The 16202-nt window shown below is 72.2% G+C and carries 15 protein-coding genes; 11 read left to right on the top strand and 4 right to left on the bottom strand.

What is annotated here, in order from left to right:
* Positions 1-33: 33 nt before the first annotated feature.
* The 10 genes from obgE to K8U61_RS03590 all read left to right on the top strand — a co-directional run bounded on the left by obgE (position 34) and on the right by K8U61_RS03590 (position 9868).
* On the top strand, positions 34-1569 hold the full coding sequence (obgE, locus tag K8U61_RS03635) for a GTPase ObgE (RefSeq protein WP_224121599.1): 1536 nt from the start codon (positions 34-36) through the stop codon (positions 1567-1569).
* Positions 1566-2681, top strand: coding sequence for a glutamate 5-kinase (gene proB / locus K8U61_RS03630; RefSeq protein ID WP_224121598.1), 1116 nt, complete (start codon positions 1566-1568; stop codon positions 2679-2681). The genes obgE and proB overlap by 4 nt, the downstream gene beginning before the upstream one ends.
* Before the next feature lie 38 nt (positions 2682-2719).
* A complete protein-coding gene (locus tag K8U61_RS03625; protein WP_224121597.1) occupies positions 2720-3754 on the top strand; it encodes an isopenicillin N synthase family dioxygenase in 1035 nt (344 codons plus the stop codon).
* A 9-nt stretch (positions 3755-3763) separates the two neighbouring features.
* The gene (locus tag K8U61_RS03620; RefSeq protein WP_224121596.1) at positions 3764-4744 is read left to right on the top strand and encodes an endonuclease/exonuclease/phosphatase family protein; all 981 of its coding nucleotides are present in this window, start codon (positions 3764-3766) and stop codon (positions 4742-4744) included.
* Positions 4745-4785: 41 nt separating this feature from the next.
* Positions 4786-5250 (top strand): SRPBCC family protein, encoded by a 465-nt coding sequence (locus K8U61_RS03615; RefSeq protein WP_224121595.1) that lies wholly within the window; start codon positions 4786-4788, stop codon positions 5248-5250.
* Positions 5251-5356: 106 nt separating this feature from the next.
* A complete protein-coding gene (locus tag K8U61_RS03610; RefSeq protein ID WP_224121594.1) occupies positions 5357-5950 on the top strand; it encodes a DUF6801 domain-containing protein in 594 nt (197 codons plus the stop codon).
* A gap of 58 nt (positions 5951-6008) precedes the next feature.
* A complete protein-coding gene (locus K8U61_RS03605; protein WP_224121593.1) occupies positions 6009-7184 on the top strand; it encodes a cysteine desulfurase family protein in 1176 nt (391 codons plus the stop codon).
* A complete protein-coding gene (mnmA, locus tag K8U61_RS03600) occupies positions 7181-8260 on the top strand; it encodes a tRNA 2-thiouridine(34) synthase MnmA (RefSeq protein ID WP_224121592.1) in 1080 nt (359 codons plus the stop codon). The genes K8U61_RS03605 and mnmA overlap by 4 nt, the downstream gene beginning before the upstream one ends.
* On the top strand, positions 8257-9258 hold the full coding sequence (locus K8U61_RS03595; RefSeq protein ID WP_224121591.1) for a uroporphyrinogen decarboxylase/cobalamine-independent methonine synthase family protein: 1002 nt from the start codon (positions 8257-8259) through the stop codon (positions 9256-9258). The genes mnmA and K8U61_RS03595 overlap by 4 nt, the downstream gene beginning before the upstream one ends.
* Positions 9259-9328: 70 nt before the next feature.
* Complete coding sequence (locus tag K8U61_RS03590) at positions 9329-9868, top strand: type 1 glutamine amidotransferase domain-containing protein (RefSeq protein ID WP_224121590.1); 540 nt, start codon at positions 9329-9331, stop codon at positions 9866-9868.
* 67 nt (positions 9869-9935) lie between these two features.
* Here K8U61_RS03590 and K8U61_RS03585 read toward each other — a convergent pair whose 3' ends face one another.
* Both K8U61_RS03585 and K8U61_RS03580 read right to left on the bottom strand, forming a co-directional pair.
* Complete coding sequence (locus tag K8U61_RS03585) at positions 9936-11513, bottom strand: MFS transporter (RefSeq protein WP_224121589.1); 1578 nt, start codon at positions 11511-11513, stop codon at positions 9936-9938.
* Complete coding sequence (locus K8U61_RS03580; protein ID WP_224121588.1) at positions 11513-12133, bottom strand: TetR/AcrR family transcriptional regulator; 621 nt, start codon at positions 12131-12133, stop codon at positions 11513-11515. Before K8U61_RS03580 ends, K8U61_RS03585 begins: the two co-directional genes overlap by 1 nt.
* A 181-nt stretch (positions 12134-12314) precedes the next feature.
* Between K8U61_RS03580 and ligA the strand changes: the two genes are divergently transcribed.
* Complete coding sequence (ligA, locus tag K8U61_RS03575; protein ID WP_372454177.1) at positions 12315-14417, top strand: NAD-dependent DNA ligase LigA; 2103 nt, start codon at positions 12315-12317, stop codon at positions 14415-14417.
* Positions 14418-14420: 3 nt separating this feature from the next.
* Here ligA and K8U61_RS03570 read toward each other — a convergent pair whose 3' ends face one another.
* Together K8U61_RS03570 and K8U61_RS03565 are read right to left on the bottom strand one after the other, a co-directional pair.
* Positions 14421-15539, bottom strand: coding sequence for a hypothetical protein (locus K8U61_RS03570; protein WP_224121586.1), 1119 nt, complete (start codon positions 15537-15539; stop codon positions 14421-14423).
* Positions 15532-16047: a SigE family RNA polymerase sigma factor gene (locus K8U61_RS03565; protein ID WP_224121585.1), complete on the bottom strand. Its 516-nt coding sequence runs from the start codon at positions 16045-16047 to the stop codon at positions 15532-15534. Before K8U61_RS03565 ends, K8U61_RS03570 begins: the two co-directional genes overlap by 8 nt.
* Positions 16048-16202 lie beyond the last annotated feature (155 nt).

The following is a 16202-nucleotide window of genomic DNA, read 5'->3' as shown; positions in this document are numbered from 1 at the left end:
GGCGCTCTTCGGCATTTCGAGAGAGTAGGCACCATGGCCGTCCCCACCTTCGTCGACCGCGTGTCGCTGCACGTCAGCGCTGGCCGCGGCGGCAACGGCGTGGCTTCGGTGCACCGGGAGAAGTTCAAGCCGCTCGGCGGCCCTGACGGCGGCAACGGCGGTCCCGGTGGCTCGGTGATCCTCCGGGTTGACCCGGACGTCACGACGCTCCTCGACTACCACCACAGCCCGAAGCGGCGCGCCGAGCACGGCGGCCACGGCGCCGGTGCGCACCGCAACGGCGGCCACGGCTCCGACCTGGTGCTGCCCGTCCCGGACGGCACCCTCGTCACCGACCCGCAGGGCAACGTCCTCGCCGACATGGTCGGCCCCGGCACCGAGCTGGTCGTCGCGCAGGGCGGTCGCGGTGGTCTCGGCAACGCCGCGCTGGCGTCGTCCAAGCGCAAGGCGCCCGGCTTCGCGCTGCTCGGCGAGCCCGGCGACGAGCTCGAGATCGTGCTCGAGCTCAAGGTCGTCGCCGACATCGGGCTGGTCGGCTTCCCGAGCGCCGGCAAGTCCAGCCTGATCGCCGCGATCTCGCGGGCCCGGCCCAAGATCGCCGACTACCCGTTCACGACCCTGGTGCCCAACCTCGGCGTCGTCACCGCGGGTGACACGACCTTCACGGTCGCCGACGTGCCCGGCCTCATCGAGGGCGCCGCCGACGGCCGCGGCCTCGGCCACGACTTCCTGCGCCACATCGAGCGCTGCGCCGCGCTGGTCCACGTGATCGACAGCGCCAGCATCGAGCCGGGCCGCAACCCGATCGACGACCTCGACGTGATCGAGAACGAGCTGACCCGCTACGGCGGCCTCGAGGACCGCCCGCGCCTCGTGGCGCTCAACAAGGTCGACGTGCCCGACGGTCGGGACATCGCGGGCTTCGTCCTCGACGAGCTGCGCGAGCGCGACCTGCGGGTCTTCGAGATCTCGGCGGCCTCGGGGGAGGGGCTGCGCGAGCTCACCTTCGCGATGGCCGCGATCGTCGAGGCGGCGCGGGCCGACAAGGAGGTCGTCGAGGCCACCCGGATCGTGCTCCGCCCGGCCTCGGCCGACGGCAGCGACACCTTCACGGTCAAGCTCACCGGTGACGGCTGGCGGGTGCGCGGCGAGAAGCCGGAGCGCTGGGTCCGCCAGACCGACTTCAGCAACGAGGAGGCCGTCGGCTTCCTCGCCGACCGGCTCAACCGGCTCGGGGTCGAGACCAAGCTGGCCGAGCTCGGTGCCGTCGAGGGCGACGCCGTCCTCATCGGCCACCCCGACAACGCCGTCGTCTTCGACTTCAAGCCCGGCATCGACGCGGGGGCCGAGATGCTCGGCCGCCGCGGCGAGGACCAGCGCTTCGACGAGTCCCGCCCCGCGGCCCGCCGCCGCCGGGCGATCGACGAGGCGATGGGCGACCGGGGCGAGAACGAGACCCGCGCCGACGTCGCCCGCAGGCTGGACAAGCCGGAGCGGTACGGTCCCTCGTCGTACGAGATCGGCAGCGCCGACGACCCCGACTGGGCAGAGGACGACCCCGGCGAGTGAGCGAGCGCACCGAGGTGACCGAGGCGAAGCGGGTGGTCGTCAAGGTCGGGTCCTCCTCCCTGACCACCGCAGCCGGCGGGATCGATCCCGACCGGATGCGCGCGCTCGTCGACGTCCTCGCCGCGACCCGCTCCCGCGGGGCCGAGGTCGTGCTGGTCTCCTCGGGTGCGATCGCCGCGGGCCTGGCCCCGCTGGGCCTGAAGAAGCGCCCCAAGGCCCTGCCGGCGCAGCAGGCCGCCGCGTCCGTGGGCCAGGGGCTCCTCGTGCACCGCTACACCGAGGAGCTCGCGCGGCACGGCGTCATCGCCGGGCAGGTGCTGCTCACCGTCGACGACGTCACCCGGCGCTCGCACTACCGCAACGCCTACCAGACCTTCGCCAAGCTCCTCGAGCTCGGCGTGCTGCCGATCGTCAACGAGAACGACACGGTCGCGACCACCGAGATCCGGTTCGGTGACAACGACCGGCTCGCGGCCCTCGTCGCGCACCTCGTCCACGCCGACCTGCTGGTGCTGCTCAGCGACGTCGACGGACTGTACGACGCCAACCCGAGCCACCCGGACAGCTCGCTGCTCCCCGAGGTGGTGTCCGTCGACGACCTCGACGGCGTCCGGATCGGCAAGACCGGCGCCGCGGGCGTGGGCACCGGCGGCATGCAGACGAAGGTCGACGCCGCGCGGATCGCCACCGGCGCCGGCATCCCGGTGGTGCTGACCTCGGCCGACCGCGCCGGTGAGGCGCTGGCGGGGGACCGGGTCGGCACGCTGTTCCACCCGACCGGCAAGCGTCGACCCACCCGGCTGCTCTGGCTGGCCCACGCCACCGAGCCCAAGGGCACCCTGGTGCTCGATGCGGGCGCCGTCCGCGCCCTGGTCGAGCGCCGTGCGTCGCTGCTCGCTGCCGGCATCACGGCCGTCGAGGGCACCTTCCACGCCGGCGAGCCGGTCGACATCGCCGCCCCCGACGGCACCCCGATCGCGCGTGGTCTGGTCAACTTCGACGCCGAGGAGCTCCCGCGCCTGCTCGGCCGCTCCACGAGCGACCTCAAGCGCGAGCTCGGGGCGGAGTACGAGCGCGAGGTCGTGCACCGCGACGCCCTCGTGCTCCTGTGACACACGGCTGAAATCGCGGCGGGTCTACGCTGTCGCCCGTGTTCGAGGTCCCCGTGGTCGACATCGCGCCGTACGTCGGCGACGGCTCTCCCGACGAGCGGGCCGAGGTGGCCCGCCAGATCGACGCGGCCTGCCGTGAGGTCGGCTTCATCCAGGTGCTCGGGCACGGCGTGCCCGACGCGGTCGTGGGCGGTCTGACCGACGCGATGGACGCCTTCTTCGGGCTCGGCCTGGAGGACAAGCGGGCCTACGTGCGGCCGCCCGTCGAGAACCGCGGCTACACCCCGCCGAAGTCGGAGTCGCTGAGCCTCAGCCTCGGGGTGGAGTCCGCGACCCGGATGAACGACTTCTTCGAGGCCTACAACGTCGGCCGGGCGGCCAGCGAGTTCCCCGGCATGGACCTCGTGCCGGAGCACTTCGCCGAGAACACCTGGCCCGAGGTGGCCGGCTTCGAGGTGCAGGTCTCGGCCTACTTCGCCGAGGCGGGTCGGGTCGCCCGCACGATGACCCGGATCTTCGGCGACGCCCTCGGCCTGTCAGCGGCGTTCTTCCCGGCGCTCACCGCGCCGTCGATCGACGTGCTGCGGATGAACCACTACGCGCTGCCCGAGGGCACCGACGTCACCCTCGACGGCGACCTCGTCGGGATGAGCGAGCACACCGACTTCGGGATCGTGACGATCCTGTGGGCCGACGCCGTCGCGGGCCTCCAGGTCCTCGGCAGCGACGGGGTCTGGCACGACGTCAGCCCGGCGCCCGGCGCGCTGCTGATCAACCTCGGCGACCTCACCGCCCGGCTCACCAACGAGCGCTGGTCCTCGACCCTGCACCGGGTCAAGCCGCCCGTGGTCGACGGGACCATCCGGCGGCGTCGGTCCGCGGCCTACTTCCACGACGGCAACCCGGAGGCGGTCGTGGTGCCGCTCGACTCGTGCGTCGACGAGGGCCACCCGCGGCTGTACGACGCGGTCACCGTCGACGAGCACATCCGCGCCAAGCTCGCCGGCTCGCGGGCCGGCGTGCGCAACACGACGGGGCGCGAGGGCGCGCGCGTGCTGGAGTCGCACCGATAGTTTCTGCGGGTGCGTCTGCGGGTCGTCCTCCTCTGCCTCCTCGAGGCGGCGCTGCTGCTCCCTGCCCTGCTGCTGACCATCGCTCGCCTGGTCGAGTCGACCGGCACGTTCTGGGTGCAGGTCGAGGCGTTCACCCCGCTCGCGCTGGCGCTGTACGCCGCGGCGCTGCTGGTCGCACTCGTGGTCCTGCTGGTCCGCCGCCGCCGCCGGCCGGCCTGGCGGTCGTGGCCGGCTCCCGTCGCGGTGCTCGCGGTCGCGGGCCTCGTGCTGCACGGCTGGTGGTTCGCGCCGCTGGTGACCGGAGCCAACCCGCCGCCCGCGGCCGATGCGCAGCCGCTGGTGGTGATGACGGCGAACCTCTACCAGGGCGCGGCCGACGGGATCGAGCTCGTCCGCCGGGTCAGCGACGCGGACGTCGACCTGCTCGTGCTCGAGGAGCTGACGCCGGCGGTGCTGGCCGACATGGACCGGGCCGGGCTCGACGACCTGCTGCCCTACCGGGCCCCGGCGGACGGCGACGGCTACGGCGACGCGGCCACGATGGCGTTCTCCCGGACGCCGATCGAGGACCCGCAGCCGCTCGACCTCGAGCTGGGCGGCTGGAGCTTCCGCACCGACGGGCTCACGGTGCTCGCGGTGCACCCGTGGTCGCCGGGCACGCAGGGCGACTGGGCGGCCGACCAGGCGACCGTCGCCGCGGCGGTCGACGACCTGCACCCCGACCTGCTGGCCGGTGACTTCAACGCGACCGTCGACCACGCGCCGATGCGGGCGCTGGCCGACGAGGGCTACCGCGACGTGGGGGAGCTGGCCAACGACGGCTGGCAGCCGACCTGGCCGGTCACCGGCGCCTTCGACCTGCTCGGCCTGCCACTCGCGCAGATCGACCACGTGCTCGTCGGTCCCCGGCTGGCTGCGATCTCGATGCGCACGGTCGACGTACCGGGCAGCGACCACCGGGCCGTGATCGCGACCGTCGCCCTCAAGTGACCCGCCTTGAGTCTCGCGCGGCGGCGAGCAACGGTGGGGTGATGAGCACCGACACGAGCATCACGGTCCAGCGCACCATCGACGCCGCGACTCCGGAGGTCTTCGACGTGCTGTCCAACCCCGAGCGGCACGCCGAGCTCGACGGCTCCGGCTTCGTGGTCAGCGACGAGAGGACCGACCGGATCACCGCCGCCGGACAGGTCTTCCGGATGAACATGACGGGCGACCACATGGGCGGCGACTACCAGACCGACAACACCGTCACCGGCTACGACGCCAACCACCTGCTCGCGTGGCAGACGGCGCCGGCCGACACCGAGCCGCCGGGGTGGGAGTGGGTCTGGGAGCTGACCGCCCAGGGGTCCGGCGCGACCGACGTCCGACTCACCTACGACTGGGGCAAGGTCACCGACCCGGCGATCCTGGAGAAGGTGCGCTTCCCCCTCGTCAGCGAGGACCAGCTCGAGGAGTCACTCAATCTGCTCGCCGCGGCCGTGGTCGGCTAGAAAGTCGCGACAGGGAGTGCAACTGAGGGTTGCAACTTCTCGCGCGGAGTGGCAGGTTCGAGATCACTCCGCACCCGGGAGGGGTGCGGTCTCGGAGGGAGAACCTGTGAACACGCATGTCCGCACCACCCGGCTCGCCGCGTTCGGCGCCGCCACCGCCCTGGTCGCCGGAGGCGTCGTCGCTGCCGCCCCGGCGGCCGAGGCGAAGCCCGCATCGCTGAACAGCAGCTACACCTGCACGACCGCGCTCGGCGACCAGACGCTCGGCGTCACCATCAAGATCGACCTGCCGACCAAGGTGAAGAAGGGCTCCAAGGTCGCCGCCCGCCCCGTCAACATGAAGGTCAAGCTCCCGGAGACCCTGGTGACGCCGATGCGCGACATCCTCGGGATCACCGCGATCTCCGGGTCGGCGAGCAAGATCAAGTACGCCGTGGGCTCGATGAAGGTCCCGCTGTCGAAGGTCAAGATCCCGCAGACCGACGTGCCCGACTCGGGAGGCATGACCCTCAAGGCCAAGGGCATCGCCAACGGCTTCAAGGCGCCGAAGAAGCCCGGCTCCTACGTCGTGTCGATCCCGAAGGCGTTCACCTTCAACGCCCTGAACCAGGACGGACAGCCGGTCCCGACCTCGCCGTTCCCGTGCGCGGTCGCTGACGGCGCTCCCACCAAGCTCGGGACGCTGAAGGTCACCAAGTAGCCACCAGGCGGCGTCGGGTGGGTGTGTGCCCACCCGGCGCCGTACGCTGGTCGCTGCGATGTCCAGCCCGACCGTCTACCTCGACCACGCCGCCACCACCCCGATGGTGCCCGCGGCCGTGGAGGCGATGACGGCGCACCTGCGCGAGGTCGGCAACCCCAGCTCGCTGCACGCCTCCGGCCGGCACGCCCGGCGGGTCGTCGAGGAGTCCCGCGAGACCATCGCGCAGGCCCTCGGCTGCCGACCCGGCGAGGTGGTCTTCACCTCCGGCGGGACGGAGGCGGACAACCTGGCCCTCAAGGGCATCTACTGGTCGCGCCGCGCGGCCGACCCGCGCCGCACCCGGGTGCTGAGCACGGCCATCGAGCACCACGCGGTGCTCGACCCGCTGCACTGGCTCACCACCGACGAGGGTGCTCACGTCGAGCTGCTGCCGGTCGACGAGCGGGGCCGTCTCGACCTCGCCGCGCTGCGCGCCACGGTCGAGCGCGAGCCGGAGTCCGTCGCGCTGGTGTCGGTGATGTGGGCCAACAACGAGGTCGGCACGCTCCAGCCGATCGGCGAGGTCGTCGAGCTGGCCGCGTCGTACGGCATCCCGGTGCACACCGACGCCGTCCAGGCGGTCGGCGCCGTGGCCGTCGACTTCGCCACCTCCGGCGTCGACGCGCTCACCCTGACCGGGCACAAGGTCGGCGGCCCGTTCGGCGTCGGCGCGCTCGTCGTACGCCGCGAGGTCGACGTGACCGCGCTGGTGCACGGCGGCGGCCAGGAGCGCGACATCCGCAGCGGCACCATCGACACCCCGGCCATCGCGAGCTTCGCGACCGCGGTCGAGCTGGCGGTCAAGCACCAGGCCGAGCACGCGACCCGGGTCGCCGCCCTGCGCGACGACCTGGTGCGCCGGGTGATCGAGGTGGTGCCCGACGCCCACCTGCACGGTCACCCCGAGCTGCGGCTCCCGGGCAACGCCCACCTCGGCTTCCCGGGCTGCGAGGGCGACTCGCTGCTGATGCTCCTCGACGCCCGCGGGATCGAGTGCTCGACCGGCTCGGCCTGCTCGGCCGGCGTGCCGCAGCCGTCCCACGTGCTGCTCGCGATGGGCTGCGACGAGGACCAGGCGCGCCACTCGCTGCGGTTCTCCCTCGGCCACACCTCCACGCAGTCCGACGTCGACGCCCTCGTCGAGGCGATCGGCCCGGTCGTCGAACGCGCCCGGGCGGCGAGGGCTCGATGAGGGTCGTCGCTGCCATGTCCGGCGGCGTCGACTCCGCCGTCGCTGCGGCCCGAGCGGTCGAGGCCGGCCACGACGTCACCGGCATCCACCTCGCCCTGTCGCGCAACCCTGCGTCGTACCGCTCCGGCGCTCGCGGCTGCTGCACGATCGAGGACGCCAACGACGCGCGCCGGGCGGCCGACGTCATCGGCATCCCCTTCTACGTGTGGGACCTCTCGGACCGCTTCCACGAGGACGTCGTCGAGGACTTCCTCGACGAGTACGCCGCCGGCCGCACGCCCAACCCCTGCCTGCGCTGCAACGAGAAGATCAAGTTCGCCGCCGTGCTCGATCGGGCGCTCGGGCTCGGCTTCGACGCCGTCGCGACCGGCCACTACGCGCAGCTGCGCACGGGCGCCGACGGGCTGGTCGAGATGCACCGGGCCGTCGACCACGGCAAGGACCAGTCCTACGTGCTCGGCGTGCTCGACCAGGAGCAGCTGCGGCACTCGCTCTTCCCGCTCGGTGGGTCGACCAAGCCGGAGGTCCGCGCGGAGGCCGCCGAGCGCGGGCTGCTCGTGGCGGACAAGCCGGACAGTCACGACATCTGCTTCGTCGCCGACGGCGACAACGCGGGCTGGCTGCGCGAGAAGCTCGGCGACCGCGCGCCCAACCACGGCGGCCCGATCGTCGACGAGTCCGGCGCGGTCGTGGGGGAGCACGAGGGCACCTACGCCTACACGATCGGTCAGCGCCGCGGCCTGCGGCTCGGCGTCCCGGCGGCCGACGGCAAGCCGAGATTCGTGCTCGACATCGAGCCGGTGTCGGGCACCGTCACGGTCGGCCCGCGCGAGCGACTCGCCGTGCATCGGCTCACGGGCACCGCACCGCGGTGGTGCGGCACCGTGCCGTCGCGGCTGGAAGCGACCGTCCAGCTGCGCGCGCACGGCGGCGAGCACCGCGCCCGGGTGCACGTCGGCGACACGGTCGACATCGAGCTGCTCGACCCGGCGTACGGCATCGCGCCGGGCCAGGCCGCCGTCATCTACGACGACACCCGTGTGGTCGGGTCGGCCACGATCGCGGCGACGGCGTGAGCCTCGCGACCGGCGTCGGGTCGATGCCCGGCGACGACCAGGCCGCCTACGACGAGGCCGTCAAGGTCGTCCTCGGCGAGCTCACCGACCTGGCCCACCTGCCCGAGGTCCCCGGCCGGGGCGCCGTCGCGTCGATGACCGGTCGCGCGCTGGCCGTGGTCACCGACCTGGGCGCCGACCTCCAGCCGGCCGGGTGGCGGCTCACCGGGACCGACGGCAGCGGCGTCGACCACCGCCGGGCGCGGAGCCTGCTCGCCCAGGACCTCGACGGGCTCGAGGAGCAGGCGCAGGGCTTCGGCGCGGCGTTCAAGCTCCAGGTCGCCGGCCCGTGGACGCTCGCGGCGACCGTCGAGAAGCCGCGCGGTGACAAGGTGCTCGCCGACGTCGGCGCCCGGCGCGAGCTCGCCCAGGCGCTCGCCGAGGGCGTGCGTGGCCACGTCGCCGACGTACGCCGACGGCTGCCGGGCGTGGAGCGCCTCGTGGTGCAGGTCGACGAGCCCGCCCTGCCGGCCGTGCTCGGCGGCAAGGTCCCGACCGCATCGGGCTTCCACCGGCACCGCACCGTCGACCTGCCCGAGGCGTCCGAGGCGCTCGGATGGGTGCTCGCCGCGGTCGCGGAGGCGGGGGCCGAGCCGTGGGTGCACAGCTGCGCCGCCGGTACCCCGCTCGGGCTGCTCCGCGGCGCGGGCGCGCAGGGGCTGTCGGTGGACCTGGCGATGACCTCGGCCGCCGACCACGACGCGCTCGCCGAGACGCTCGAGGCGGGTGGGACGGTCGCGCTCGGCGTGGTCCCGTCCGTCGACCCGTCGACCCGACCGACCGACGCGGGCGTGACCGAGTCGGTGCTGCGCTGGCTCGACATGGTCGGGCTCGACCCGGCCGAGGTGGGGGAGCGGCTGGTGGTCACCCCGTCCTGCGGCCTGGCCGGCGCCTCCCCGGGATGGGCCCGCGCCGCGCTCCATCTGCTCAGCCAGGCGGCCGGTCACCTGACCCGCTGACCCGTCCTCCACCTGCAGGTCTGGCCGATCAGGTGAGCGTGCGCCGGGGCCGGTCGGGTACCGACCCGGCATGACTGATCTCTCCGGCAAGACCGTGGCCATCATCGCGACCGACTTCTTCGAGGAGGCCGAGCTCGTCAGGCCTCGGGATGCGCTGCGGGAGGCGGGCGCCGAGGTCCGGATCTACTCGACCGGGACCGACCCGATCCAAGCGGTCGAGGGTGACACCACCCCGACGCACACGATCGAGGTCGACGGCACGCTGGACGAGCTCGACGTCTCGACCGTGCAGGCGGTCGTCGTCCCCGGCGGGACGGTCAACGCCGACCGGATCCGGACCGAGGAGAGGGCCCAGCAGATCGTCCGGCAGACCTTGGCGGACGGCAAGCCGCTGGCGGTGATCTGCCACGGTCCGTGGCTGCTCGTCTCGGCCGGCCTGGCGCGCGGGAAGAGGCTGACCAGCTTCGCCAGCCTGGCCGACGACGTACGCAACGCCGGCGGCACCTGGGTCGACGAGGAGGTCGTCGTCGACGGTGGCCTCATCACCAGCCGCGACCCCGACGACCTGCCGGCCTTCATCGAGGCCCTCCAGGACGCCCTCGCCTCCTGAGATGACGCTGACCCGGCAGAAGTGAGAGCTTCTGCCGGGTCAGCGATCAGTTGGTGCCGGTGCGGCGTCAGCCCACGTGGACCGGGACGCCCTCGGGGCCGTCGGTCGCGAGCTCCTGGTGCTTCACGGTGAGGAAGATCCAGGTGACCAGCGAGGCGAGGACCATGAGGCCGGCGCCGAACAGGAACGCATCGGTCGCACCAGCGGTGAAGATCTGGTGGGACGCGACGGCCTGCTGCTCCGCGGTCGGGGTGCCGCCGAGCTTGGCCGCAGCCTCGCCGACGCTCTTGACGAGGTCGTCGATGCGCTGGGTCGCGACGGTGGCGAGCAGCGAGAGGCCGAGCGCACCGCCGACCTGCTGCATGGTGTTGAGCACGCCGGAGCCGATGCCGGAGTCCTCGGCCCGCAGGTGGTGGACCGCCGTCAGCGTGAGCGGGACGAAGGTCATCCCCATGCCGAACGACATCAGCAGGATGTAGGGCAGCAGGTCGGTGGCGTAGCTGGCCTGCAGGTCCTGGATCGGCAGCGAGGTGTCGTAGGGCAGCCGCGAGAAGCCGAAGAGGCCGGCGGCGGCCATCAGGGTGCCGATGCCCGCGAGGATGCGCGGGTCGATCCGGTTGATCAGGTTGGACGAGATGCCCGCCGCGGCGACCAGGCCGACGCAGAAGGGCAGGAACGCGACGCCGGCCTTGATCGGGCTGTAGCCCATGACCGTCTGGATGTACTGGCTGAGGTAGAAGAACATCGCGAACATCGCGGCCGGGGCGAAGAACATCGCCACGAAGCTGGCCGCGCGGGTGCGGTTGGCGAAGACCCGGGTCGGGAGCAGCGGGTGCTCGACGCGGCTCTCGACCCACAGGAAGATCGCGAGCAGGGCGACGCCGGCCACCAGGCTGGCGACCGTCCAGACGTCGCTCCAGCCGTCGTTGCCGGCGCGGCTGATGCCGTAGACGAGGCCGAGCAGGCCGAGGGTGCCGGTGACGGCGCCGGGCAGGTCGAGCTCGCCCGGGTGGGACTCGGACTCGGCCAGGACCCGCGGGGCGAGGAGCGCGGCCGCGATGCCGATCGGGGTGTTGATCAGCAGGGTGAGGCGCCAGCCGTCGATGTCGAGGCTGCCGATGTCGAGGTGGGTGCCGGTCAGCCAGCCGCCGAGCAGCAGGCCGACGGCCGCCCCGACGCCGGACATGGCGGCGTAGACGGCGAAGGCCCGGTTGCGCGACGGTCCGGCCGGGAACGTCGTGGTGATCAGCGCGAGCGCGGCCGGCGAGGCGAGCGCGGCGCCGAAGCCCTGGAACGCCCGGGCCGCGAGCAGCAGCCCCTCGTTGGTGGCGAGACCGCCGAGCAGCGAGGCCACGCCGAAGATGACCAGGCCGATCATGAAGACCTTGCGACGGCCGTAGAGGTCGCCGAGGCGGCCACCGAGGAGCAGCAGGCTGCCGAAGGCCAGCGCGTAGCCGGTGACGACCCAGCGCAGGTTGGCGGTCGAGATGTCGAGGTCGTTCTGGATGAACGGGAGCGCGATGTTCACGATGGTGCCGTCGAGGACCACCATGAGCTGCGCGATGCAGATGAGCACGAGTGCCCACCCCAGGTGTTGCTTCCTGCCCGAGGCCTGGGCCTCCGGCGTCGTCGTGACGTCAGTCATCAGTCTTCCTTCTGGGTTGGCTGGTGGTCGGCCGGGGCGCGGGTGGCGGCCGGCAGGATGATCTGGTCGATCACGCGGGTGATCGTGTCGGGGTCGGGGATCTGTCCCATGACGAAGAGTCGGTGCAGGACGATCCCGGCCAGGGCGGGCTCGAGCAGGTCGAGGTCCACGTCGTCGCGCAGCTCGCCGCGCTCGTGGGCGCGTTCCCAGAGCTGCCGGGTGACGGCGATCTTGGGCCCGATGACGTCGCGGCGGAACGCCTCCGCGAACTCGGGGTCGCGGGCGATGGCGGTGAGGACGCTGGCGAACTGGGCGACCTGGTCCTGGTCGGTCAGGCCGCCGACGCCGCAGAAGACGGACCGCAGGTCCTCGCGCAGCGACCCGGTGTCGGGCACCTCGGTGTCGTGCGCGCCCTTCTCGTGCTGGAGCGCCTCGATGACGAGGCTGACCTTGTTGTTCCAGCGGCGGTAGAGGGTCGCCTTGGACGCCTTGGCCTTCGCCGCGACGGCGTCCATCGTGAGCCGGTCGTAGCCCACGTCGGCGAGGACGGCGAGGGTGGCGTCGAAGATCTCCTGCTCGCGGTCGCCCTCGATGCGGGGGCGCTCGGTGCTGGGGCTCATCTGCCGGTCCTTCGTTCGTCGTTCGTTAACCAAGATGAAACGAAACGGTTTCGTTTCATCGCCAACAGCGTAGATCGGCCGATGCATTCCCGCCAATCGAAAAAAGTTGGGAGGAAAATCTGGACCGCCGCCCCGACCCGGACTCATCGGGCTGTCGGTGGGTCCCGGCAGAATGCGGGGCATGAGCACTCCTTCCGAGCCACAGGTCGACGCCGCTCCTGCTGAGGCTAGGGACGAGCACCGACAGTTGGCCGAGGAGATCGAGGACGCCCGCTGGCGCTACTACGTGCTCGACGACCCGACCCTCGACGACGCCGATTTCGACCGGCGGATGCGTCGGCTGGAGGCGCTCGAGGAGGAGTTCCCCGAGCTGCGTACTCCGGACTCGCCGACCCAGAAGGTCGGCGGCGCCGTCTCGACGGAGTTCACGGCGGTCGACCACCTGCGCCGGATGGAGAGCCTCGACAACGCGTTCTCCGCCGAGGAGCTCGAGGCGTGGTACTCCCGGCTCGGCCGCGACGGCGTCGAGTCGCCGGCGCTGCTGTGCGAGCTCAAGGTCGACGGGCTCGCCATCAACCTGCTCTACGAGGCCGGCCGCCTGGTCCGCGCGCTCACCCGCGGCGACGGCACCACCGGCGAGGACGTCACGCCCAACGTGCGCACCATCGAGGCGGTGCCCGACCGGCTGACCGGGACCGACGAGTTCCCGGTGCCCGAGCTGATCGAGGTGCGCGGCGAGGTGTTCCTGCCCGTCGAGGCCTTCGAGCGGCTCAACGAGTCGCTGATCGACGCCGGCAAGGCGCCGTTCGCCAACCCGCGCAACTCCGCGGCGGGCTCGCTGCGCCAGAAGGACCCCCGGGTGACGGCGTCCCGGGCCCTGGGGATGGTGTGCCACGGCATCGGCGAGCGCCGCGGCTTCGAGCCCGAGGCGCAGTCCCACGCCTACGAGGCGCTGGCCGCCTGGGGCCTGCCGGTCAGCGACCAGGTGCGGGTGGTCCCGACGCTCGAGGAGGTCGAGGCCTACATCGCCAACGCGGGGGAGAAGCGACACACGATCGTCCCCTACGAGATCGACGGCGTGGTCGTGAAGGTCGACGACGTGCAGCTCCAGCGCCGGCTCGGGTCGACCAGCCGCGCGCCCCGCTGGGCGATCGCCTTCAAGTACCCGCCGGAGGAGGTCAACGCCAAGCTCCTCGAGATCCGGGTCAACGTCGGCCGCACCGGCCGGGTCACGCCGTACGGCGTCATGGAGCCCACCCGGGTGGCCGGCTCGACGGTCGAGAACGCGACCCTCCACAACTACCACGAGGTCGAGCGCAAGGACGTCCGCCCGGGCGACACCGTGATCCTGCGCAAGGCCGGCGACGTCATCCCGGAGATCCTCGGCCCGGTGCTGGCGCTGCGGCCCGAGGGCCTGGAGCCGTGGGTCGGCCCGGACGACTGCCCCGCCTGCGGCACGACGCTGGTGGAGCAGAAGGAGGGCGACAAGGACCGTCGCTGCCCCAACCACGAGAAGTGCCCGGCCCAGGTGCGGGAGCGGGTCTTCCACGTCGCCGGCCGGGGTGCCTTCGACATCGAGGGTCTCGGCTACGAGGCCGCCGTCGCGCTGCTCGACGCGGGTGCGATCGCCAACGAGGGCGACGTCTTCGACCTCGACGCCGCGAAGGTGATGGCCGCTCCGCTCTTCACCCGTGCGCCCAAGAAGGGGGAGGAGGGCCCGCAGCTCAGCGCCAACGGGCAACGCCTCCTCGACAACCTCGGCAAGGCCAAGGCGGTTCCCCTGTGGCGGGTGCTGGTGGCCCTCTCGATCCGCCACGTCGGGCCGACCGCGGCGCGGGCGCTGGCCACCGAGTTCGGCTCGATGGCCGCGATCCGGGAGGCCACCGAGGAGCAGCTGGCCGCCGCCGAGGGCGTCGGGCCGACGATCGCCGAGGCCGTCATCGAGTGGTTCAAGGAGCCCTGGCACGTCGAGATCGTGGAGAAGTGGACCGCGTCCGGCGTGACCATGGAGGACGAGCGCGACGAGTCCGTCCCGCGCACCCTCGACGGGCTCACCGTCGTGGTCACCGGGTCGCTGGTCGACTTCAGCCGCGACTCCGCCAAGGAGGCGATCCTGTCCCGCGGCGGCAAGGCCGCGGGCTCGGTGTCGAAGAAGACCGACTACGTCGTGGTCGGCGACAACGCCGGCTCCAAGGCCGACAAGGCCGAGCAGCTCGGCGTCCCCGTCCTCGACGAGGACGGCTTCAAGGCGCTGCTCGAAGGTGGTCCGGACGCGCTCGGCTGATCGTCATGAGTTGGGGATCGCATCCGCACCGCGGACCAGCCGGAGCTCTTCGGTGACGGTGATCCCGGTGCCGACACAGGTGCCGGTCACGGGATCGCAGGTCTGCACCTCGGACGCATTGGTCGGATACTGCTTCCCGACCAGGTGCCCGTCGGGTGTCCAGCCGACGTCCTCCAGGTCCCAGTCGCCGCCCAGGTGGATCGACCTCCCACTCGCCACCGTGTAGACGTCGAGGCCGGCGTCGCCGGTGGAAACCGCGACATAGCGCCCATCGGGGGAGAGAAGCGCCGGCGACTGGCCGTTGCTGGTGCCGCTCGTGTCGGGCAGGTCGAGGAGCACGTCGTCGCCCGAACGGACCTGGAAGGTCATCGTCTGCCAGTCGGAGGTGAGACGGAGGCCGTGGGCGTAACCGCTGAGGGGGGTGAGCCCCTCGAGACGCAGACGGGTGCGGTCGCCGGTCGACCGGTCCACCGACCAGGTGTTGTTCACCAGCACGGCGTCGGGCGTCAGCGCCACGGGGTCAGATCTCACCTGGCCCTGATGGGGAGGAATGGCGTCGCTGAACACGGTGGTCTCGCCCGTCGAGAGGTCCGCCAGGACCACGTCGCCCTGCGCTGCGTCCGAGGGACGGACATAGGCGATGACCGGTGAGGTGGGGTCTGTCGCCGGAGGGTTGAGCAGCAGATCCAGGCCCGGCAGTGCAAGGGATCTCACCTTCCCGTCGGGCGTCACGAGCACTGTCTCGGACGTGGTCGAGTCGTAGTCCTGACCTGGGCGTACGTCGAAGACGATGGCGCCGAGCGAGGAGTAGCCGATCTGGTCGATGCCGGGCAGCGTGACCACGTGGTCGCCGATGTGCAGCTCGTTGCCGACCGCCCAGGCACCCTTCTCGACGTAGGCCTTCTGCTCGGCGGGGGTGATCGCGTCGTCGTCGGACCAGCGCTGGTCGACGACCGCGATGCCGATGACGGCGAGCACGGTCGCGACGACGGCGGCAGCGACCCCCGCCGTACGACGCCGGCGCAGTCCACGGCCGGCGGCGATGACCTGCGCGGCCGGTGCCGGAGGCACCTCGAGCGCGTCGACCTGCTGGTGCATCAGGGTGGAGAGTCGGTCAGTCACGGGAGGCTCCTTCGCTCGCGGCGATCTCGTCGCCGAGCAGCACCCGCAGTCGCGCGAGCGCGTCGGAGGTCTGGCTCTTCACGGTGCCCTCGCTGATCCCGAGGGCGTGGGCGACCTCGCGGACGCTGAGGTCGTCGTAGTAGCGGAGCACGACGACGGCGCGCTGCCGCGGCGCGAGCGTGGCCAGCGCGTCGACCAGTGCGGGTCGGGTGCTGGCATCGTGCTCGACCCCGTGGTCCGGGATGGTCTCCGTCGGTCGTTCGTTGCGCCACGACCGGCGCCGGAACCACGAGGCCGCGGTGTTGGCCAGCACGGTCCGGGCGTACGCCGGGGCGGCGGCGGGCTCCTTGACCCGGCGCCAGGAGGCGTAGGTCTTGGCGAGCGAGGTCTGCACGAGGTCCTCGGCGAGCTGGTGGTCGCCGAGCATGAGGTACGCCGTGCGGTAGAGCCCCGGCCACACCGCATGGACGAACTCGGTGAACTCCTCGTCCGTCTGTCGTCTCGCCATCGATCCTCCTCGAGCGGTCACCGGTGAAGATGCGCCGGCGTCGCGATCGGTTGGGTCGGTCCGACGGGTGAAAGTTACGCCCCTGTCATCCTCGCCGCCTCCATCGATACTGGACAGAAATAGTCCCGATCTACGTTCGCCTCTCCACATCCAGC

This window comes from Nocardioides mangrovi (assembly GCF_020073815.1).
GTDB classification, from domain to species: Bacteria; Actinomycetota; Actinomycetes; order Propionibacteriales; family Nocardioidaceae; genus Nocardioides; species Nocardioides mangrovi.
Note: the sequence above shows the minus strand (reverse complement) of the source record. Positions and strands in the feature narration are given on the sequence as shown.